The organism is Ruegeria sp. CDSA089 (assembly GCF_059612205.1).
The window spans coordinates 1-21,105 of sequence record NZ_JBXWQD010000012.1 but is presented as its reverse complement, the minus strand read 5'-3'; the positions used below and the strand labels follow the sequence as shown (position 1 = coordinate 21,105).

Genomic DNA, 21,105 nt, shown 5'->3' with positions numbered 1-21,105 from the left:
GCGCGGCGATTTTTTGCCTTCGGCGAGGATATTTTTAGCCAGATGAAGATGGGATCCTGATGAAGACTGCGCTTTTGACTCATGCGGATTGTCTTGGACATGTGACGCCGGACGGCCACCCTGAGCGGTTCGCGCGATTGGAACATATTCTGCATGCCTTGGAGCCGCTGGATTTGGATCGCAAGACTGCGCCTTTGGCAGCAGATGATGATCTGCGGCGTATTCACCCGGACAGCTATATTGAAGACATTCGGCGCAGCGCGCCTGTGGACGGGTTTCGGCAGATCGACGGCGATACATTCATGTCGCCGGGGTCGGTGAGCGCGGGATATCGCGCGGCGGGGGCGGCTGTTCGGGCGGTGGATTTGGTGCTGGGTGGTGAGGCGCCGAATGCGTTTTGCGCGGTGCGGCCTCCGGGGCATCATGCTGAGACGGACACTGCCATGGGGTTTTGCTTATTCGGCAACGCGGCTCTGGCGGCGAAACATGCACTGGACCATCACGGGCTGAGCCGCGTGGCCGTTGTGGATTTCGACGTGCATCACGGCAATGGCACGCAGGATCTGCTGTGGGACGAAAAGCGCGCGTTGGTTATTACCAGCCAGCAGATGCCCTTGTGGCCGGGGTCCGGGCGCCCCGATGAAACCGGTGCTTATGACACGGTGCTGAATATCCCTCTGGCACCTGGTACAGGTGGGGCCGAGATGCGTGCGGCCTATGAACGGTTGGCCTTCCCGCGTCTGCGTGCCTTTGCACCTGAGCTAATTGTCATCTCGGCCGGGTTTGACGCGCATCAGGATGATCCGCTGGCCGAATTGAACTGGTCCACCGGGGATTTTGCCTGGCTCACGTCAGAGCTGTGCCAGATCGCGGCAGAGCTGTGTGAGGGTCGTATCGTCTCGACTCTGGAGGGCGGGTATGATCTGAAAGCCTTGGCCGAGGCCACCCGTGCCCATGTGGAAGAATTGATGAAGGCAGCCCAATGACCGAGACACCCGTTGACCAGATGACATTCGAACAGGCCATGAAAGAGCTGGAGGCCGTGGTTGGTCAGCTTGAGCGTGGAGATGTTGCATTGGACCAATCCATTGCTCTGTACGAACGCGGGGCGCAGCTGAAGAAACGCTGCGAGGATGAGTTGAAGCGGGCCGAGGAAAAAGTGGCGGCGATCACGCTGGATGCCGAAGGTCAGCCGACCGGGACCACGCCTGTCGAAGGTCAGTAAATGTTTCGAGACAGATTGGCGCAGGATGCGGCGTTTATTCAGGACCACTTCAATACGGTTCTGGGGGCGCTGGACAATCTGGATGTGACCCGGGCGATGGCTTATGCCACCGAGGGCGGGAAAAGGCTGCGCGGGTTTCTGGTGTTAGAGAGCGCTCGGTTGCATGGTGTTGAGACTGAACGAGCCATTTGGCCAGCGACGGCTATAGAGGCGCTGCACGCGTATTCGCTGGTCCATGATGATCTGCCTTGCATGGATGATGATGATCTGCGCCGGGGGCGGCCCACGGTTCATGTAAAATGGGATGAGGGTACGGCCGTTCTGGCCGGGGACGCGTTGCAGACGCTCGCGTTTGAGCTTTGCGGGAACGCGCAGGTTGGCGAGGCCGCAATTCGCTCAGATTTGACCCTAACACTGGCAAAAGCCAGCGGTGCGCAAGGTATGGTGCTGGGACAGGCGCTGGATATCGCGGCGGAAACGGCGGAGGCTCCGCTGACGCTGGAACAGATCACGCGGTTGCAGGCAGGTAAGACCGGGGCGCTGATCGAATGGTCTGCCTGCGCGGGGGCACGGCTGGCTCAGGCAGACCCGGACCCGCTGCGCCACTATGCCCGTGCTCTGGGCCTTGCCTTTCAGATCGCGGATGACATCTTGGATGTTGAGGGTGATGCCGAAAAAGCCGGAAAACGTCTGCAAAAGGATGCAAAGGCGGGCAAGGCCACCTTTGTCTCGCTGCTGGGGCTGGACGCCGCCAAGGCCCGCGCGGCGGAGCTGGTGGATCAGGCCTGTGCTGCGCTGGATGGCTATGGGCCTGCCGCTGAAACCTTGAAGGACGCCGCCCGCTTCGTTATTGCCCGGGACAGCTAAGCCAGGAACGCGCCATATGTCTGACCGCCCGAATACGCCCCTGCTGGACCTTGTGAGCCGCCCTGCGGACCTCAAGCAGTTTTCGGATTCGCAGTTGCGGCAGATCGCCGATGAATTGCGGGCTGAGACCGTCTCGGCCGTTTCCGTCACCGGCGGGCATTTGGGCGCTGGTTTGGGTGTCGTCGAGCTGACCACCGCGCTGCACGCCGTCTTTGACACCCCGCGCGACAAGATCATCTGGGATGTGGGGCACCAGTGCTATCCTCATAAAATCCTGACCGAACGGCGCGACCGGATCCGCACACTGCGCATGAAAGACGGGCTGAGCGGGTTCACAAAGCGCAGCGAAAGCCCCTATGACCCGTTCGGGGCTGCACATTCCAGTACCTCGATCAGTGCTGCGCTTGGGTTTTCCGTCGCGCGCGATTTAGGCGGTATCACGCCAGAAGGGTTGGGCGATGCGATTGCGGTGATCGGCGATGGATCGATGTCCGCAGGCATGGCGTTCGAGGCGATGAACAATGCGGGCCACCTGAAAAAACGCCTGATCGTAATCCTGAACGATAATGAGATGAGCATTGCGCCCCCGGTTGGTGCGCTGTCCAGCTATTTGTCGCGGATTTATACCGAAGCCCCGTTCCACGATCTGAAAGCCGCCGCCAAAGGCGCGGTGTCCCTTCTGCCGGAACCCTTCCGCGAAGGGGCGAAACGCGCCAAAGAGATGCTCAAGGGCATGGCCATGGGCGGCACGTTTTTCGAAGAACTGGGCTTTTCCTATATCGGCCCCATCGACGGGCATGACATGGACCAGTTGCTGCCGGTGTTGCGCACGGTCAAGGCGCGGGCGACCGGGCCGATCCTGATCCACGTCCTGACCAAAAAGGGCAAGGGCTATGCCCCCGCCGAGCAAGCCCGCGACAAGGGCCATGCCACCGCGAAATTCGACATGGTGACCGGCAAACAACACAAGGCACCGTCGAACGCGCCCTCCTATACTTCGGTCTTTGGCAAGACGCTGGTGGCGGAAGCGGGGCGCGACGACAAGATCGTGGCTGTGACTGCGGCGATGCCAGATGGCACTGGGTTGAACCTGTTTGCAGAACGCTACCCCTCACGTTGTTTCGACGTGGCGATTGCTGAACAGCACGGCGTGACCTTTGCCGCCGCGCTGGCTGCGGGCGGGATGAAGCCGTTCTGCGCGATGTATTCGACTTTCCTGCAGCGCGGTTATGATCAGGTTGTGCATGACGTGGCCATTCAACGCCTGCCGGTCCGGTTCGCCATCGACCGCGCGGGGCTTGTGGGGGCCGATGGCGCGACGCATGCGGGATCGTTCGACATCGCTTATCTGTCCAACCTGCCGGGCATGGTGGTGATGGCCGCCGCCGATGAGGCCGAGCTGATGCACATGGTCGCCACCGCCGCTGCGCATAACGAAGGCCCCATCGCGTTCCGCTATCCGCGGGGTGAGGGTGTAGGCGTCGACCTTCCCGAGCGCGGGGAAGTTCTGGAAATTGGCAAAGGTCGCATCATCCAAACCGGCGCGCGGGTTGCGCTGCTGTCCTTCGGCACCCGTCTGGCCGAAGTTCAAAAAGCGGCCGAGGCGCTTACCGCTAAGGGTATCACGCCGACGATCGCCGATGCGCGTTTTGCCAAACCGCTGGACCGCGACCTGGTTCTGGATCTGGCCGCCAATCACGAGGCGCTGATCACCATTGAAGAAGGGGCGATTGGTGGCTTTGGCAGCCATGTGGCACAGCTGCTGGCGGACGAGGGCGTGTTTGATGACGGCCTGAAATACCGTTCAATGGTGTTGCCTGACATCTTCATCGATCAGGCCAGCCCGGCGGATATGTACGCGGTGGCCGGCATGAATGCCGAGCAGATCGAGGCCAAAGTGCTGTCGGTTCTGGGCGTGGCCACAATCGGCGAAAAGCGCGCCTGATCTCTGTTTTCGCAGAAAATGGTGCCTATAGATGGCACTGAACAAAGTAGTCACCAAGCGTCAAATCCAATGAGCCTCCTTCTCGGATCAACTGACGTTTCCTGTAACTCGCGAGGCGTCTTCAATGATGCCACTACAAGCTCACTTCGGTGCCTCGCCAAAGTAACCCCCAAAAAATGCGATCATCGCTAACAACACACCAACCAATATCACGATCACAAGCAGTGCTCCGCTACCTTTGGCAAAATATCCCAGTGAGACTAGGCCAACCACGAAGATGCCGACCAGAAAGTAGAGTACTGTATTGTCCATCTTTACCCCCAAATGAGTTGTTTACACTCAACAACTACATGCTCGAAAAAAACGATCCAAAGACCGCTAATAGATGACGTCAAACGGCTTTCGGTGACTGTCGAATGCCGCTCAGCGTGGCGAACAAGACCGGTACCAGGATCATCGTGAGCATCGTACCCACCGTCAAACCGCCCATGATCGTTACAGCAAGACCCACCCAAAACACGTCTGGCAGTAGCGGTATCACACCCAAAACTGTAGTGGCGGCGGCCAGTACGACAGGGCGCAGTCTTGAGGCTCCGGCATTCAAAACGGCGTCGTAGCCCGGCTGACCTTCGGCCAAGTTATCGTTGATCTGATCGATCAGAACGATTGCGTTTTTGATCATCATGCCCGCCAGGCTCATGCCCCCGAGCAAGGCAACGAACCCAAACGGTGTGTTTGTGAGGAGCAGGCTCGGAACAATACCTATCAGCACAAAAGGTACAGTCAGGAAAATGACAAGCGGTCTGCGGTATGAGTTAAACAGCCCAACTACAATCAATGCCATGATCGAAAACGCGGGGATCATACCCGGAATCAAAGACGCTTGCGCAGAAACTGTGTCCTCGTACTCTCCACCCCATTCCATGCTGTAGCCCGGCGGCAAGTCAGCCTCCAAAGCTTCAAAATCGGCAAGAACTGCGGCGCGATAGCTTGGCAGAGTTACGCTATCGATTGAATTGGCTTGCACAGTCAGAACACGGCGCCGGTCGCGACGATTGATCGTCGGGTCTTCGAGCTGGATATTCACGCCGCGTACGACCTGCGCCAATGGCACAGGCTCAACAGAAAACGGTGACTGAAGTTGCAACAGTTCAAAGTTGTCGACGGCAGCCACGTCTTCTGCGCCGGGCCGAACGATGATTGGCAGCAACTCGTCACCTTCGCGGTAAAGGCCGACCGAACGCCCGTCAAATGCACGTTTTGTCGTGTTACCAAGATCTTCATAGGTGATGCCGGTCCATCGCGCTCGGTCCTGGTCATAGGCTGGGACAGTTTTCAGGACACGGTTGCGCCAATCGGTGCGCGCCACTTTCGTCCATTGATGCTGATCCAATATCGCAACTGCTCTGTCACCAATTTTGCGCAATGTCTCAGGATCAGCATCCGCCGGGCCGACGATGCGGTTCTCGAACGCCCATGTATTGCTAGGTCCGACACCAAATTGGCGCGTGAAAGAGGTCGCCTCGGGGATATTGGCTGATATCCAAAGCGATATCTCTTTGGTCATCTCTGGAATGTCGCGGTAATCCTCGACGTTCACAATGACTTGCGCGTAGGATGGGTTGGTTCCCTCGGGGTCGACCGGCAGGTAGAAACGCGGCGGGCCAGCTCCGATAAAGCTGGCGATGCCAGTGACACGATCGTCCATTTCAACCTTTTCTTCGATCCGCGAGATCGCTTCTGACACGGCTTCAATCCGAGTTCCTTCAGGCGCGTAATAGTCGATCATGTATTTGGTCATCGACGAGGTCGGGAAGAACAGCTGTGTGATAGACCCAAAGCCAACCCCGGCAATGACCAAAGCACCCAAAGCCACCCCGATCGTCAGATAACGCACGCGGATCGCCGCAGCCAGAAAGCGGCGGTAAATCGCATAGAAACCGGTGTCAAAGGTTTCGCTTGCTCCACCCTTTGGCTCCGGTAGCATGGCAACGCATTGCAGTGGTGTTACCGTCATCGACAGCAACCAACTGACCAGCAACGCGATCCCAACAACTGAGAAGAGTGTTCGGCAGTACTCCCCTGCGCTCTCGACAGATGCAAAGATCGGGTAGAAAGCCATGACCGCGACAAACGTGGCCCCAAGCAACGACATAGCGGGACGCGTTGCGGCCTCAATCGCGGCCTTTGCACGGTCCATTCCTTGCGACATCCGGACCATGGCGCCGTCCGCTACCACGATCGAGTTATCTACCATCATGCCGAGCGCAATGATCAATGCACCCAAGGACATGCGCTGAAGATCTATGCCAAGTGCTGCCAAGGGTATGAAGGTGGTTAGGATTGTTAGAATCAGCCCGCTGCCGATGATGATCCCCATCCGAACACCCATCGCCAAAGTTAAAACGACCAGGACGATTGCGACGGCTTGGGCAAGGCTCACCAGAAAACTGCTGACCGCAAGGTTTACGTCATCGGATTGCCAATGAACCCGTTCAACCTCGATGCCCATCGGCAGGCTTGCGATCAGTTCTGATACTCTCGCATCTACCGCCTCACCAACACTGACAACGTTGACCCCAGACTGGAAGGATATGGCCAAACCAATAGATGGAAGGGCGTTATAACGCATCATAGTTATCGGTGGGTCAATGTAGCCTTCTTTAACCTCAACGATGTCGCCCAGCCTTAGCAACTCTGGCCAACGACGTTGACCGCTTTGAGCCTGATCCAGACCACTTGGTCGGACGACTAAATCTGCGATGTCAGTTGGGCTTGTGAAGGTTCCGCTGGGCGCAATGCGCATGCGGTAGTCACCGACGTTTACCCGCCCTGCATCCACGATCGCATTCTGGGTCTGTAACGTGTTGAGAATTGTCTGAGCCGAAACTCCCAATGCGGCCAAGGCTTCTTCCCGTGTTTCCAGATAAATGACCCTGTCGCGTTCGCCCCAAAGATCGACGCGGCCGACACCGTCGATCAGCGAGAGCTCTCGCTTGAAGTCTTCGGCATACCCATCAAGCTCCTGAGCAGAGAACCCATCGGACGTCATAGCCAGCAGTAGACCGAAGACATCACCGAAATCATCGTTGATGGCAGGACGACCTGCGCCCGGGGGCAGGTCTGTTTCCACGTCTCTGACTTTCCGACGTAGTGTGTCCCAGATTTGCGGTAGCTGGTCCGACCAATAGTTCGGGCGAATTTCGACTTTAATCGTCGACACACCCGCCCTGCTTTCGCTCGAGATGTAATCAATCTCCTTAATTTCCTGGAGTTTCAGCTCGATCCGTTCTGTGATCTCTTGCTCAACTTCTTCAGGGCTGGCGCCGGGATAGAGGGTGGTCACAACCGCAGTTTTGATAGTGAACTCGGGGTCTTCTAGCTGCCCCAGACTAAAGAAAGCCGAAATGCCGCCCAACGTAAGCATGACTACCGTGAACCAAACGAATTTGGCGTTGCGGATGGAGAACGCCGCGAGACCCATTACTCTGTATCCTCGGAAAGTCGTGAAACCTTTTGGCCTTCTCGCAAAGAATTCGCTCCGGCAGTGACGACCACATCACCAAATTCCAGACCTTCACTAACGGCCACCCCTTGCGACCGGGGCGTGCCAAGCGAAACCTTCCTTGCCGTTACGGTTTCTGAGCTGGCATCGAATACCCAGACATGCGGATCTGTTTCCCCTTCAGGCACGAAAACCGCGCTGGCAGGAACCATGATCGCATCGAATGGTTCGTGCCCTTCCTTTGGCTGGCCACGGACGCGCCCTGCCATACCCGGAAGAACAAGTGCGTCTTCCGGTTGATCCATAATCAACGTGACAGGGAAGGTTCGGGTCGTCGCCGAAGCCTCGGATCCAATCTCGCTGATTTCCGCCGGTAGAACCACATCCCCCAGGGCATCAAAAGTAACGGTGATGTCTTCAATGTGAGGGATCAGGGCGATGTATCGTTCGGGGATATCGATCACCACTTCGATGCGTTCGGCATCCAAAATGCGCAGCACCGGAGTCTGAGCGGCGACTTCTTCGAAATCTTCAATGTATTTGCCGACAACACGACCATCGAACGGTGCCGCCAAACTCGTATAGGTTAAATCCAGAATGGCTCTGTCCAGAGCGCCTTGAACAGAATTGATGGCCGCCTTTGCGGATGTCTCGCCAGCGATAAATCGGTCGAGTGTAGCCTGAGCAGCGACGTCCTTTTCGACCAGCGATCGTTGCCGATCTGTTTGCAACTTGGCGTTCTCAAACGTTGCCTGTGCGCTTTCGAGTTCGGCGTTAAGCCGGTCTACTTCAGCCTGGTACGGGGCTGGATCCAAGGCTGCCATAATGGCACCCTTAGTTACAAGGTCGCCAACCTGAACATCGACGCCAACAACATTGCCCGGTACGCGAAAGGCCAAAGAGACTTCGCGCGCGGCCCTGGCTGTTCCGACAAAATATCGGTCATGCAAACTGGAAAGGTCGGAAATCTCGATGGCTCTGACAGGTCGAATAAGTGTTTGGGTCGCATCTTCTTCCTTCTCCCAGCAGCCGGTAAGCAACACGAAAGCAAATAGCCAACCAAAAGTTCTCTTCATATCCCCCTCCCGTGCAGCCCGCGTTCCTCACTTCGTCGCTGTGAAGGTGGCCTAACTTGCGGATTTTGCGCCTAAACCTGTTGCAATTGTACGCGCTTACCAAACAAAGTCAAAAATACGAATTTGTTTAGTGGTGGCGGAGAGAAACCCGAGTACACTTTGGCAAACTGACAAGACAATTTATCAGTACGATGTCGCCTCGACGCTGCCGTTTGTCATATCGGTGGCACAGAAGGCCGTGTTTCGAGTTAGTGTAACTGCGTTAAAAGGTAAACGTGCGGAGGGCAAACTGTGATTGATTAAAGTCCAGGCCGTCGTCCGGACCTACGTGTGGAGCTGAAATGTCCCCCTTTCGTGAACCGCTGCCATTGCTGATTATTTGCTAATGGCAGCTTTGTCCGCAAAGCAACCGCTCATGCCGAGTGAAGCGAATAACCGCTTTGAGCCCTATTTACTCGGGCCTAACCTTCAGAAACGCGGCAGCGATGGTATCAGCTGAACCCAATTCGGTAGGTCACACAAAACGCATAGAGTGCCATACGGTGACTGTTGGCTGCACTGAGCCCAAAGCGGAATGTTTTAACTTTTTGTCATGAAAAAAGTCAGTTCAGTGTTAGTTTGATACCGCGACATCCAATAGATGTATTCCATGCTGGACAATCGAACTTAAGCCCAGCCCAATAATCTATGCCCTAGTCTAAACTGAGTCAGCTACTTACGGTGCCAAGATGCGGTTTTCTTCCCTCGCCCAGAAACTCTTGTCGTTAATAATCTGACTTTTTTGAGCCTCAATGTGTATTATTCTCGACATGAGATGCCTTGTACTCCTGTGGGACGGACAATGATTAAAGAAATAAAACCCATGCGCTTGCTTTCTGTACTTAGTGTGATGGTTCTATTCACAACCGGAGCGGTTGCTCAGACAATCGAACGGATAACAAAAAATAACGAAATCCGCTTTGGTTTTCGAATAGATGCTGCGCCACTATCTTACGTCAACGACCAAGGTCGGCCGTTTGGCTTGTCACCCTTGATTTGCGATCAGGTCGCACAGCGTCTCGCGAAGAAACTGGAATTGAATGAATTGAACGTCCAGTTCATTCCGGTCGACTCCAAGGATCGTTTCGACAAAGTTGCCTCGGGAGAAATAGATATGCTCTGTGGGGCTGCGACCATAACACTTTCCCGTCGCGAAGCTGTTGATTTCTCGCTTCCAATATATGTCGATGGCACGTCCATATTATTACCAATTGAAGCCGAGGGCACTATGAGTGCGCTGGCGGGGAAGAAGATTGGTATGAGAAGCAGCACGACAACAGAAGCATCCGTTCTCAATTCCTTTGAAGCGGAGGGTATCGAAGCAAATATGGTGCGGTTCGGTTCACACCCAGACGGTATCAAGGCGCTAAGAGACGGCGAAATCGATGCGTATTTTGCGGATCAGTCGATTTTGTTGGTCAACTACATTGCTGCCGGACTAAAGGGCAAATTCAAGTTGTCCCAAGAAATACTAACCATAGAAAAGCAAGGATTGGCGATACCGAAAGGAGACTATGATTTTCGATTGCTAATAGATCGCATTTTGTCAGAGATGTACGCTCAAGGCACAATGGAAGAGATTTTTCGCATTTCTTTGCCAGGGATCGAGCCCAGCGAAGCATTGAAGGCTCTTTATGTTATCGCCCCTACCAATCCTTGAGACGCATTGCATGAAACAGTTTTGCTAAGTGTCAATTGTCCTTTTGTAATTTATGCTGGTTTGTTCGCAAAGCGGAAGTTGGGACGAACTTCAGCGAAGGTACGCACCAAGACAAAAGGCGACGCTAGTTGTGGACGCAGCATCGGTTGATATGGCCGGAGAGCAGACGTTCTCTGCGGGTGCGCATTTCGAGTTGGGCATAACCTGAAGCATCCTTCCCAGCCAACATAATGACGTTTGACTAGGCGAACACGACCAAAAAGTCGAAGGGACCAATATAGGCGAGCGAAGCCTAAAAATGTTAAACTTGCGGCGGTTTTAGTTAAACCGTTTCAGCTGGATTGCCTACACTGCTGCAAAGCAAGGGAGGACGTTATGAACGACGATGCTGAAATCTCTGGCGGTTACAGTAGCGATCCAGCCCGTTCCTACTCCCTGAAGGCAGAGGCCTATACGGATCACTCGTGGTTCGATGCGGATCTGAAATCGGTAATCGCTCGGACTTGGCAATGGGTTTGTCATGTTGAGAAGACCCGCGAGCCGGGCGCTTATTGCACCGTGGAAATCGCGGGCAATCCGATTGCGATTGTACGCGGCAAGGAAGGAATTCTGCGGGCCTTTTATAATGTCTGCAAGCACCGCGCGCATGAGCTTCTGTCAGGAGAAGGCAACACGACGCGGATCATGTGTCCCTATCATGCTTGGGTCTACAAGCTGGACGGGCAGTTGGCGCGCGCGCCGCATACTGAGAGCCTTGTTGATTTCAACCCGGGTGAAATTTGCCTTGATGAAGTGCAGGTCGAAGAATTCTGCGGCTTTGTTTTCGTTAACCTCGATCCGAATGCGCGACCCCTCGCTGAACAATCCGGGAACCTTGAAACGGAGGTGCGCCATTGGGCACCTGATGTGGATCAGCTGACATTCGGCCATCGGCTGACCTATGATATCAAGTCGAACTGGAAAAACGTCGTCGACAATTTCCTTGAGTGCTATCACTGCCCGACCGCGCACAAGGACTTCTGCGATCTGGTGGATATGGACACCTATAAGGTGACGACCCACGGTATTTATTCCAGCCATATGGCGGACGCGGGTCAAAACGCGAATAGCGCCTATGACGTTTCCAATGCGACAGTTAAGACTCATGCCGTTTGGTGGCTTTACCCGACAACGTGCCTGATGCGTTATCCCGGACGCTCCAGCATGATTGTGTTGAACATCATTCCCGTGGACCCGGATCGGACACTGGAAACCTACGACTTTTTCCTTGAAACGCCTGAGCCTGACGAGATGGAGTTAGATGCGATCCGATACTTGGACGAAGTGCTTCAGGTCGAAGACATCAACCTCGTGGAAAGTGTACAGCGCGGGATGAATACGCCGGCGTTCACGCAAGGGCGGATTGTTCATGATCCCGATGGCTCGGGCAAATCGGAACACGCGGTTCACCATTTCCACGGGCTTGTTCTGGACGCCTACGAAAAAGGTGCCGCGTGACGCGGCCGAATATTCTGGTGATCATGGCGGACCAACTGGCGCCGCATTTCACCGGGGCATACGGACATAAGATCGCCAAGACTCCGCATTTGGACGCGTTGGCTGCGCGCGGGATGCGCTTTGATGCAGCTTATTGCAACTCGCCGCTCTGCGCCCCGTCGCGCTTTGCCTTTATGTCAGGGCAGAACATCAGCCGGATTGCGGCATATGACAACGCGTCTGAATTCAAAGCGTCAGTGCCCACTTTTGCACACTATCTGAAATCGCTCAGCTATCGCACGTGCCTGTCCGGCAAGATGCACTTTGTCGGTCCCGATCAGATGCACGGGTTTGAGGATCGCGTGACCACCGATATCTACCCCGCGGACTTTGCCTGGACCCCGGATTGGGAAGCTCCTGACGAGCGGATCGATAAGTGGTATCACAACATGCAGACCGTTAAAGAAAGCGGTCTGGCGCATGCGACATTCCAGATCGATTTTGATGACGAGGTCGCTTTTGCCGCCAAACGCTGGCTGATCAATGCCGCAAGGGACAAGGCGCTCGGGCTGGATGCGCCTTTTGCTATGGTGGCGAGTTTCATCCATCCGCACGATCCGTATGTGGCGCGTCCCGAATGGTGGAACCTTTACTCCGATGATAACATCGACATGCCGGCGTTTGTGCCAAAGCTTGAGGATCAAGATCCGTTTTCTCGGCGTTTGCTGGACGGGATCGAAGCCTCGTATGTGCCCTTGACGGAAGAGGAAGTGTGCCGTGCCCGCCGGGCATATCTCGCCAATGTCAGCTATTTTGACAGCAAGATAGGTGAGCTTGTTCAGACCCTCGAGGAAATTGGAGAACTGGACAACACTATTGTCATAGTCACTGCTGATCACGGCGATATGCTGGGCGAGCGTGGCCTCTGGTACAAGATGAACTTCTTTGAACATTCAGCCCGGGTGCCCATGGTCATGGCCGGGCCGGGCGTTGCTGTCGGGACAGCGCGTAATGCTGTTTCGCTCGTGGATCTTTTGCCAACGTTTATCGAACTTGCCGGCGGCAACCTGTCAATGCTCGGTGAACCGATAGACGGGCGCAGTTTGGTCCCCTTGATGCGTGGCGGAGACGACCCGGTTGACGAAGCAATTGGTGAATACTGCGCAGAGATGACGGGCTATCCCGTGATAATGATCCGGCGCGGGGTGTTGAAATACATTCATTGTGACAGTGATCCAGCTCAGCTTTATGATCTCAGCGTAGATCCCTTGGAAATGCGCAATGTCGCGGCAGATGCGGAATATGCCGATGCGGCGTCAAACTTTGCGGCGGAGGTTGCCGCGCGTTGGGATGGCAAAGCACTGCGCAAACAGATCATCGCAACGCAAAAATCTCGTCGGGCCCTGCACGCTGCGATGGAAGCAGGTGCAAGCGAAAGTTGGGACTACAACCCGCCGAGCGACGCCAGCCAGCAATACGTGCGAAACCATATGGATTGGACCGCAGCCGCAAATCGCTACCGCTATCCCCCTTTGAAGGACCAGAATTGATGAAGCTTGACGGAAAAATCGCGCTGGTGACTGGCGCACGCGGCGGCATAGGACGCGCGATTGTGGCGCGGTTCATAAAGGAAGGTGCGACGGTCTACGCTGCCGATCTCACACCCCATGGATCGCTCAATGCCCATGACGACGATGGCAGCATCTATTTGAAACTTGATGTAACGCAAGAAGCCGATGCTATCGCCGCAATGCAAGCAGTGCGACGTGGACAGGGAAAACTGGATATTCTGGTGAACGCCGCAGGGATCGAAATCGAAAAGACCGTGGAGGAAACCACGCTTGAGGAATGGAATCAGAGCTTTGCTGTGAACTCGACGGGGACATTCCTGACTTCAAAATACGCACTGCCGCTGATGCGTGAAGCTGCGAAGTCGGGCAGCAGCGCCAGCCTGATCAATTTCGGTTCGTATGACGGGTTCATCGCCGATCCCGGCCTTGCTGCCTATTGCGCCACGAAGGGCGCGGTGCATGCGCTGACTCGCGCCATGGCTTGCGATCATGGTCCCGAAGGCATCCGCGTCAATGCGATCTGCCCAGGCTACATCGATACACCGATGCTACAGAGTTTTTTCAACGGTGATGGTTCTGGCGGGGGTGGCGGCAATATTGAAACACTGCAAAAGGCCGTGCGAGACGTGCATCCGATGCGCACCTATGGCACACCCACGGACATTGCCAATCTGGTTAATTGGCTGGCCTCAGATGAAGCGCGCTATGCCTCCGGTCAGCTTTGGGTGCTCGATGGCGGGCTGTCGGCGCAAGTTCAGCAGATGAAACTCTGATGCCAAAGTCCGTTATCATCACCTGCGCACCCACGGGCGGTATCCATACCCCTTCCATGTCGCCGCACCTGCCGGTTACCCCTGCTGAGATTGCCACCGCCAGCATTGAAGCCGCCCAAGCCGGTGCATCGATCATCCACCTGCACGCGCGCCATCCAGAGACTGGCAAACCTGATTCTCGTCCCGAACTGTTTGCTCAGTTTTTGCCGGTCATAAAGCAGTCTACTGACGCTGTGATAAACGTCTCGACGGGTGGCGGGCTGGGGATGTCGATGGATGACCGGCTTTTGGCGGCAACGTCTGCCAGCCCGGAGATGGCTAGCTTGAATATGGGGTCGATGAATTTTGGCATCTTCCCGATGCTGCAAAAGTACACCGAATTTCAATTCGACTGGGAACGCCCGTTTCTTGAGATGACCGAAGATTTCATCTTTCCCAACACGTTCAAAACGATCCGCTATGCGATCGAAAAGCTCGGCGGTGATCACGGCACCAAATTCGAGTTCGAATGCTATGACCTGGGCCACCTATACAACGTCAAATGGTTCGTAGATCAGGGCATTATCAAGCCGCCATTCTTTATACAGATGGTCTTTGGCATCTTGGGCGGAGTTGCTGCGGATCCCGATCATCTGGTTCATATGCACAACACCGCTAACAAACTGTTTGGGCCCGAGAATTACGAATGGTCAGTGCTGGCGGCAGGGCGGCATCAGATGCCCTTTGCCACCCTAAGCGCGATGCGCGGCGGAAACCTGCGCGTCGGGCTGGAGGACAGCCTCTTTATCGGCAAAGGCGAGCTTGCGACGTCAAATGCGCAGCAGGTCATTCGCATCCGCAGCATCATCGAAAATCTGGGTCTGACAGTTGCTACTCCAGAAGAGGCGCGCGCGCGTCTGGCGCTAAAGGGCGGCGATCAGGTTGGGTTCTAGGGAGGGACCTATGCAAACGAAAATGCTGATAAACGGCGAGCTGGTCGAAGGCACAGGCGAGGCACTCGATGTCCTGAACCCAGCGACAGGCGAGGTGCTCGAGGCGGTACGCGAGGCAAGCCCGGAGCAGATTAAGGCGGCGACCCGCAGCTCTGCAGAAGCGTTTGACGCATTCGCGAGAACCCCTCCGGCAGAGCGCGCGGCGTTGCTGCTGCAGATCGCTGATGTGATCGAAGCGCATAGCCAAGAACTGGCCGAGCTGGAAAGCTTGGATGTCGGCAAACCGTGGCCATCTGCGCACGATGACGAGATGCCGCTGACCATCGACGTCTTTCGTTTCTTCGCAGGCGCTGCTCGCACCATGACGGGGTCTGCGACCGGCGAGTACGTTGCAGGCCACACATCCATGATCCGCCGTGATCCAGTCGGGCCTGTGGCTGCAATTGCGCCCTGGAATTATCCGTTGATGATGGCGTCATGGAAGCTGGCCGCGCCGGTTGCGACAGGCTGTCCTTTAGTACTAAAACCCTCTGAACTGACGCCGCTGTCTACGCTGCGTCTGGCGGAGCTATTACAGGATGTCCTTCCCAAGGGCGTGCTGAACGTGATCCACGGACGCGGCCCGTCCGTTGGTGACGCGTTGATCAACAGCCCAGAGATGGAGGCGATAACGATCACGGGGTCACCAGCTACCGGCATGGCGGCCATGCGCGCGGCTTCTCAGCAAATCCGTCACGTGCATCTTGAACTGGGAGGGAAGGCCCCGGTCATAGTATTCGAAGACGCAGATCTTGATGCCGTAGCCGAGACGATTCGATATGGCAGCTATTTCAACGCCGGTCAGGACTGCGCGCAACCCTGCCGCATCATGGTGGCTGATGGTGTTTATGACCAGATCGTAGCTGCAATTCAGGATCAGGTTGACCAGATCCAGATCGGTGCGCCTAAGGCCAAAGGCACGGAAATGGGGCCGCTTGTGTCCGCTTCTCAACGCGACCGTGTCGCTGGTTTTGTTAACCGCGCGCGCAACGCTGCGGAGATCGTCTCAGGCGGCGCCACAGGCGACGGCGACGGATTCTTCTACAAGCCCACAGTCATCGCCAATGTAGACAACGACGCGGAGGTTGCCTGTAATGAAATCTTTGGTCCTGTTGTCACCGTTTCCCGGTTCTCGGATGCGGAAGAGGCATTGAAGATCGCAAATTCAGCCAGCTATGGTTTGGCATCCTCGGTTTGGACCCGCGATGTGGGACGCGCCATGAATATGACTTCTAAGCTGCGCTATGGTTTCACATGGGTGAACACCCACGGCGTTGCCACGCCCGAAATGCCGTGGGCCGCGATGAAAGGCTCGGGTACAGGCAGCGACATGTCAGTTTACGCCTTGGATGCCTATACCGCGATCCGGCACGTGATGGTGGCACACTGATGCGGTTGGCGGGCAAGTGCGCTTTTGTGACGGGCGGCAGGCAAGGCATCGGCCGCGGTATCGTAGACGCGTTTTTGAGCGAGGGCGCGACCGTTACGACTTGCGGACGTGGGCCTCGACCCGGCGGACTGCCTGAAGATGTCGTTTGGCATGAGCTCAACGTGTCAGATCCTGCGGCAGTGAACATCATCGCCGAGGCGACGGACATTCTGGTCAACAATGCGGGTGTGCAGGTCGAGAAAACTGTGGTTGATACCACGGATGCCGACTGGGAACTGGTGATGGGCGTAAATGCACGTGGCGTTTTTAACTGCTGCCGCGCGTTTGTCCCGCTTATGCCCAAAGGCGGATCGATTATTAACATCGGCTCGATTTCTGGCAACGTCGCGGACCCGTCCATGGCGCTTTACAATGCGTCAAAAGCGTTCGTGCACGGGCTGACGCGTTCCATCGCCGTGGATCACGGACCAGACATTCGTTGCAACGCAATTTGTCCTGGCTGGATCGAAACCGGAATGCTCGATGCAGGGTTTGATCTTGCTGACGACCCTGCAAAAGCGAAGCAGGACGCACTGGCCCGTCACGCTGTTCGCCGGTTCGGTAAGCCTGACGATATTGCCGCCATGGCGGTTTGGTTGGCCTCGAACGAAGCTGCATTCGCGACAGGTCAGCTCTTTGTAATTGACGGCGGTATGACCGCTGCGTCACCGCTTTACCCGGGGCTTTTCTGATGGACGAGATTGTACATACAGCCGTCTTAGGTGCTGGCGTCATTGGCGCGAGTTGGACTGCGCTTTTTCTTGCAGCGGGGCGCTGCGTGACGGTGTTCGATCCTGATCCGAACGCGGAAACCAACGTGCGAAAGTACATTGAAAGGGCGTGGCCCGCCTTGGACGAATTAGGGCTAACCGCGCGCGCCACGCCTGACGCATTGCGCTTTGTTGCGCGCGCGGGTGAAGCGGTGCAAACTGCCCAGTTCGTGCAGGAAAACGTGCCAGAACGGCTGACGCTCAAACACGCAACCTACCGAGAGATAGAGCCCCTGCTGCAACCCGGCGTGATTGTCTCAAGCTCGACCTCCGGTCTGACGTTGGAGGCGTTACAAAAAGGTTGGAAAGACCCAAGCCCTTTAATCCTTGGTCACCCATTCAATCCACCGCACCTGATCCCCTTGGTCGAACTTACGGCTAACTCAGAAACAGGGGCGGGAGTGTTAGACCGGACTGAAGCCTTCTACGTCGACATCGGCAAGGTGACCATCCGCATCAACAAGGGGATGCCAGGACATGTTGCCAACCGTCTGCAAGCGGCCATCTGGCGCGAGGCGGTACACATGGTTGTCAAAGGCGTGGCGAGCGTCGAAGACATCGACAAAGCCATGTGGGCCGGGCCGGGACTGCGATGGGCTGCCATGGGGCCGACAACCCTGTTTCACCTTGGCGCCGGTGAGGGCGGGTTACAGGGTTTTTGCGACCATTTCAAAGACACGTTTAACGGATGGTGGGACGATCTGGGCGATCCACGACTAGACGACTATACCGTAAAACTGTTGGTCGACGGCATGGTTAAAGCATCCGAGGGCAAAACCACGGCGGAGCTATCCGCGAAGCGGGACAAAATGCTTACGGCGATGCAGATCGCGACGCGTCCGCATCGCTCTTGAGATCCGGCTTGTACATCGGCCAGGCGCGGAACTCGAAAGGGACGCGACCTTCGATCCGATCTGCGCTTGGTGTTAAACCGAACCGTTGATTATAGGCGCGGCTGAAATGAACCTGACTGTTGAACCCGGATGCGGCCGCGATCTCACTGAATTTCAATTCGGTTTGGGTAACCAGTCCGCGGGCCCGGTCCAAGCGAATGTCGCGATAATAGGCGACAGGTGATTTGTACACGTACTGATCGAACAATCGGCTGAGCTGACGTTGTGAGACACCCAGTCTTTCCGCGATCTCAGGTATCGACAGCGTCGTTTCGAGGTGGGCTTCCATTAAGTCGATTGCCGCTCGCACAACGCCAGACGTGACATAGCCCATTGGCTCGACGACTTTGGGGTTCTGCGAACGCCCTTCGCCTCGAACCTCGTGATGAAACAGATACCGCGCCGTCGCATTCGCAATGCTCTCGCCGGCCACCGCATGCACTAACCGCAGCCCCGCATCAGTAGACGCCGTGCCCCCGCAACACGTGAATATGCGGTCATCTTGCACGAACATATTCTCAGACACGTCCGTATCCGGGGCGATTTCGATGAATGCATCGATATGTTCGTAATGAACCGTCGCTGTCTTTCCCTTCAGCATACCTGCGTTTGCAAGTATGATCGCGCCTGTGTCCAATCCACCGATGATCGCGCCCGACCGCCACCACTTTTGAAACAAATTGCGAAGCTCGTGCGACGTGTAGCGCTCGGGCGTCCAGCTTGAACTAACAAGAACGAGCCAAGGGTTGCTTTCATTGACGTCTTTAACGGGGGCGGTTTCAATCAGCATCCCATTGCTGGCCTCGATCCCGCCGCCGTTTTCTGAGACAAGGGTCCACGAAAACTTATTTCTCCCTGACAAGTAGTTAGCTACGCGAAACGGATCAATGAACGACGTTGTCGCCGACGCATTGAAATGTGGAGTCACGAGAGCGATTATTTCATGCTGGGTTATGATTGGACTGGACATGTCTGATTTTGTCAAAACGCGTCTGAATTTGTCAAATGAACTGCGTTTATGTTGCGGCCGCAGCGAATGTCGCCTTGGGGGGCCGCATCTCTGCATCGACGGTAAATGCCAGATGTCAGCAACTGGTCGACAGCAGAAATTCCTGCACTTCATTTGACTATCCGCTTTGTCCGCGAAACGGTCATTTGGGCAAACCGCAACTAACGACGGCACCGAGCCCGTCGCTTACCTTGGAGTACAGGGGTGAAACTGGTTGTTTAGCGCACCAAGCTAGGAGGCGATAGCAGTGCTGTGATACAAAAGGACTGAAGGCTCGGAACAAGACTCCCTGCGCTCATTGTGTCAAATTGGTCTAAGGTCTCAGTATCGAGCTGGTTCAATACGCTTTTTTAGACAAGAAAGTGTCTCAGTATGATTGAGTTCAGCAGGTCTCCACTTTTAGATAGCGTTGCTGCTTGGCTGATGGGGTGCGGTCTTCGCGATACCAAGGCCGAGGATGTGGTGCGAGGCTTTGGCAACCGTCTGGTTTCCGCTGGTGTCCCTGTTGCTCGGATCAACGTCGGGGGCATGGTCCTGCACCCAATTTTTGGCGCTTTGAATGTGCTTTGGACGGTCCGCGACGACCAAGCCAAAGTCGAACTAACGCCCAGAGACCAGCTTGCGACACCTGGATTCCGCAATACACCTTTTTTCGATTTGGCGCATAACGGCGGTTCCTATCGGCGTTACAAATTGGAGGATGGGTCGGTCGAGACCAGTTTTCCGATCCTGGAAGAGCTTCGTTCAGATGGCGCAACGGACTATCTGGTTCAGTTTGAAAGCTATCATCGCGATGACGCTAGCCGCTGGTCGGATTTTCCGCCTGGAATGGAAGGCGTTATGATGTCGATTTCTACACGACGTATAGGCGGATTTAGCGACTCTGAAATCAACTATATCCGAGCACTCATGCCTGCCCTTGCACTGGTTATAAAAAACGCTCAATCGCGCATTCTTGCGCAAGGTCTCATGGATGCCTACCTAGGAAGCTACTCTGGAAACCGTGTCTTGGATGGTGTAATCGAGCGCGGCGATGGAGGGGCAATCGACTGCATTTTGTTTTATTGCGACCTTAGAAACTCCAGTCGGATGGCAGAAGACATGCCATTGGATAGATATCTGGCGTTAATTAACGACTATTTTGATTGCACGGCCGGGGCAGTAGAAGATCACGGCGGTGAGATCCTTAAATTTATCGGCGACGCTGTTATGGCAATCTTCCCAGTAGACGAAAAGTCGAGGCCGGCAGTCGACATGAGCCGTGCCGCATTGTCTTCAGTGTTGGAGTGCTTAGCTCGCGCGAGGGAAAAGAACATCATTTGGCAAAAGTACGGCGGCAGAATTGAATTTGGAATTGCCTTACATCGGGGTTCCGTAATGTATGGAAACGTCGGCACGGAACGTAGGCTGGATTTCACCACGATTGGCCCTGCGGTAAACCAAGTCAACCGGCTTGAGGGTCTGTGTAAGTCTCTTAAAACACCTTTGGTAATGTCCTCGGAATTCGCAGCAGATGTTGCAACGCGGCTTGAGCCCTTGGGGCAACACCAGCTAGCAGGTATGTCGCAATCAACAAAGGTCTTTACGCTTCCAGAGTTCGCACCACCCGTCCATAAAAGTAGCTCAATTAATCGATCCAAATGAACGATTTATTTGAACTTAAGTTAGTAACTTCGGATTTCTGCAACAAATGATGAACGGGTGCTTTGTCCGCAAGGCAGTCATCGGCTTGACATCTCTGAACGTCCGCTTCGTGCCCATTTTTCCAAATGCTGCGCCATGCGCGAATGGCCGCGTCGAAGCAGAATATCTGTCTGACGTCAGCGCCAATGGGACAGTTTAGGTTGATTTGATAAGAGAGGGTTTCTGGCTCATCGTAACCGCTAAGGAGTGGAG

General features: G+C 55.4%; 18 protein-coding genes. 13 read left to right on the top strand and 5 right to left on the bottom strand.

The genetic code is table 11. The features are described from left to right. Positions 1 to 59 precede the first annotated feature (59 nt). Genes AC2FJ6_RS19390 through dxs form a run of 4 tightly spaced genes read left to right on the top strand, consistent with a single transcriptional unit; the run spans position 60 to position 4,037 of the window. Complete coding sequence (locus AC2FJ6_RS19390) at positions 60 to 986, top strand: histone deacetylase family protein (RefSeq protein WP_170770750.1); 927 nt, start codon at positions 60 to 62, stop codon at positions 984 to 986. Beyond that, positions 983 to 1,225 (top strand): exodeoxyribonuclease VII small subunit, encoded by a 243-nt coding sequence (locus AC2FJ6_RS19385; protein WP_480503546.1) that lies wholly within the window; start codon positions 983 to 985, stop codon positions 1,223 to 1,225. Before AC2FJ6_RS19390 ends, AC2FJ6_RS19385 begins: the two co-directional genes overlap by 4 nt. Next, entirely contained in the window at positions 1,226 to 2,092 is an 867-nt protein-coding gene (locus AC2FJ6_RS19380) for a polyprenyl synthetase family protein (RefSeq protein ID WP_496669730.1), read from the top strand. A 16-nt stretch (positions 2,093 to 2,108) separates the two neighbouring features. After that, positions 2,109 to 4,037, top strand: a complete 1,929-nt coding sequence (gene dxs, locus AC2FJ6_RS19375) for a 1-deoxy-D-xylulose-5-phosphate synthase (RefSeq protein ID WP_496669728.1) — start codon at positions 2,109 to 2,111, stop codon at positions 4,035 to 4,037. A 141-nt stretch (positions 4,038 to 4,178) separates the two neighbouring features. Here dxs and AC2FJ6_RS19370 read toward each other — a convergent pair whose 3' ends face one another. From AC2FJ6_RS19370 to AC2FJ6_RS19360, 3 genes are all read right to left on the bottom strand, one after another. Further along, positions 4,179 to 4,349, bottom strand: a complete 171-nt coding sequence (locus AC2FJ6_RS19370) for a hypothetical protein (RefSeq protein ID WP_170770746.1) — start codon at positions 4,347 to 4,349, stop codon at positions 4,179 to 4,181. A 79-nt stretch (positions 4,350 to 4,428) separates the two neighbouring features. Next, positions 4,429 to 7,521 (bottom strand): efflux RND transporter permease subunit, encoded by a 3,093-nt coding sequence (locus AC2FJ6_RS19365; RefSeq protein ID WP_496669726.1) that lies wholly within the window; start codon positions 7,519 to 7,521, stop codon positions 4,429 to 4,431. Beyond that, positions 7,521 to 8,618 carry an efflux RND transporter periplasmic adaptor subunit gene (locus AC2FJ6_RS19360; protein ID WP_496669724.1) on the bottom strand — a complete coding sequence of 366 codons (1,098 nt, stop codon included), beginning with the start codon at positions 8,616 to 8,618 and terminating at the stop codon, positions 7,521 to 7,523. Before AC2FJ6_RS19360 ends, AC2FJ6_RS19365 begins: the two co-directional genes overlap by 1 nt. Positions 8,619 to 9,459: 841 nt before the next feature. Between AC2FJ6_RS19360 and AC2FJ6_RS19355 the strand changes: the two genes are divergently transcribed. The 8 genes from AC2FJ6_RS19355 to AC2FJ6_RS19320 all read left to right on the top strand — a co-directional run bounded on the left by AC2FJ6_RS19355 (position 9,460) and on the right by AC2FJ6_RS19320 (position 18,161). After that, positions 9,460 to 10,317: an amino acid ABC transporter substrate-binding protein gene (locus tag AC2FJ6_RS19355; protein ID WP_496669722.1), complete on the top strand. Its 858-nt coding sequence runs from the start codon at positions 9,460 to 9,462 to the stop codon at positions 10,315 to 10,317. A 375-nt stretch (positions 10,318 to 10,692) separates the two neighbouring features. Further along, positions 10,693 to 11,814: an aromatic ring-hydroxylating oxygenase subunit alpha gene (locus AC2FJ6_RS19350; RefSeq protein ID WP_170770738.1), complete on the top strand. Its 1,122-nt coding sequence runs from the start codon at positions 10,693 to 10,695 to the stop codon at positions 11,812 to 11,814. Next, a complete protein-coding gene (gene betC, locus AC2FJ6_RS19345; RefSeq protein WP_170770736.1) occupies positions 11,811 to 13,343 on the top strand; it encodes a choline-sulfatase in 1,533 nt (510 codons plus the stop codon). The genes AC2FJ6_RS19350 and betC overlap by 4 nt, the downstream gene beginning before the upstream one ends. Beyond that, positions 13,343 to 14,137, top strand: coding sequence for an SDR family NAD(P)-dependent oxidoreductase (locus tag AC2FJ6_RS19340; protein ID WP_170770733.1), 795 nt, complete (start codon positions 13,343 to 13,345; stop codon positions 14,135 to 14,137). The genes betC and AC2FJ6_RS19340 overlap by 1 nt, the downstream gene beginning before the upstream one ends. Continuing rightward, on the top strand, positions 14,137 to 15,069 hold the full coding sequence (gene kce, locus AC2FJ6_RS19335; RefSeq protein ID WP_496669719.1) for a 3,5-dioxohexanoate:acetyl-CoA acetone transferase: 933 nt from the start codon (positions 14,137 to 14,139) through the stop codon (positions 15,067 to 15,069). Before AC2FJ6_RS19340 ends, kce begins: the two co-directional genes overlap by 1 nt. Before the next feature lie 10 nt (positions 15,070 to 15,079). Beyond that, positions 15,080 to 16,498, top strand: coding sequence for an aminobutyraldehyde dehydrogenase (locus AC2FJ6_RS19330; protein ID WP_170770730.1), 1,419 nt, complete (start codon positions 15,080 to 15,082; stop codon positions 16,496 to 16,498). Further along, the gene (locus AC2FJ6_RS19325; protein ID WP_170770728.1) at positions 16,498 to 17,229 is read left to right on the top strand and encodes an SDR family NAD(P)-dependent oxidoreductase; all 732 of its coding nucleotides are present in this window, start codon (positions 16,498 to 16,500) and stop codon (positions 17,227 to 17,229) included. The genes AC2FJ6_RS19330 and AC2FJ6_RS19325 overlap by 1 nt, the downstream gene beginning before the upstream one ends. Beyond that, positions 17,229 to 18,161 carry a 3-hydroxyacyl-CoA dehydrogenase NAD-binding domain-containing protein gene (locus tag AC2FJ6_RS19320; RefSeq protein ID WP_170770726.1) on the top strand — a complete coding sequence of 311 codons (933 nt, stop codon included), beginning with the start codon at positions 17,229 to 17,231 and terminating at the stop codon, positions 18,159 to 18,161. The genes AC2FJ6_RS19325 and AC2FJ6_RS19320 overlap by 1 nt, the downstream gene beginning before the upstream one ends. On the opposite strand, the gene AC2FJ6_RS19315 is transcribed toward AC2FJ6_RS19320, so the two are convergent. After that, a complete protein-coding gene (locus AC2FJ6_RS19315; protein WP_170770724.1) occupies positions 18,121 to 19,170 on the bottom strand; it encodes a GlxA family transcriptional regulator in 1,050 nt (349 codons plus the stop codon). The two genes, AC2FJ6_RS19320 and AC2FJ6_RS19315, sit on opposite strands and share 41 nt — an antisense overlap. Positions 19,171 to 19,581: 411 nt before the next feature. Between AC2FJ6_RS19315 and AC2FJ6_RS19310 the strand changes: the two genes are divergently transcribed. Continuing rightward, entirely contained in the window at positions 19,582 to 20,853 is a 1,272-nt protein-coding gene (locus tag AC2FJ6_RS19310) for an adenylate/guanylate cyclase domain-containing protein (protein WP_170774122.1), read from the top strand. Here AC2FJ6_RS19310 and AC2FJ6_RS19305 read toward each other — a convergent pair. Further along, the coding region (locus tag AC2FJ6_RS19305; protein WP_496669717.1) for a hypothetical protein at positions 20,837 to 21,105 on the bottom strand (269 nt) is incomplete at its 5' end. The two genes, AC2FJ6_RS19310 and AC2FJ6_RS19305, sit on opposite strands and share 17 nt — an antisense overlap.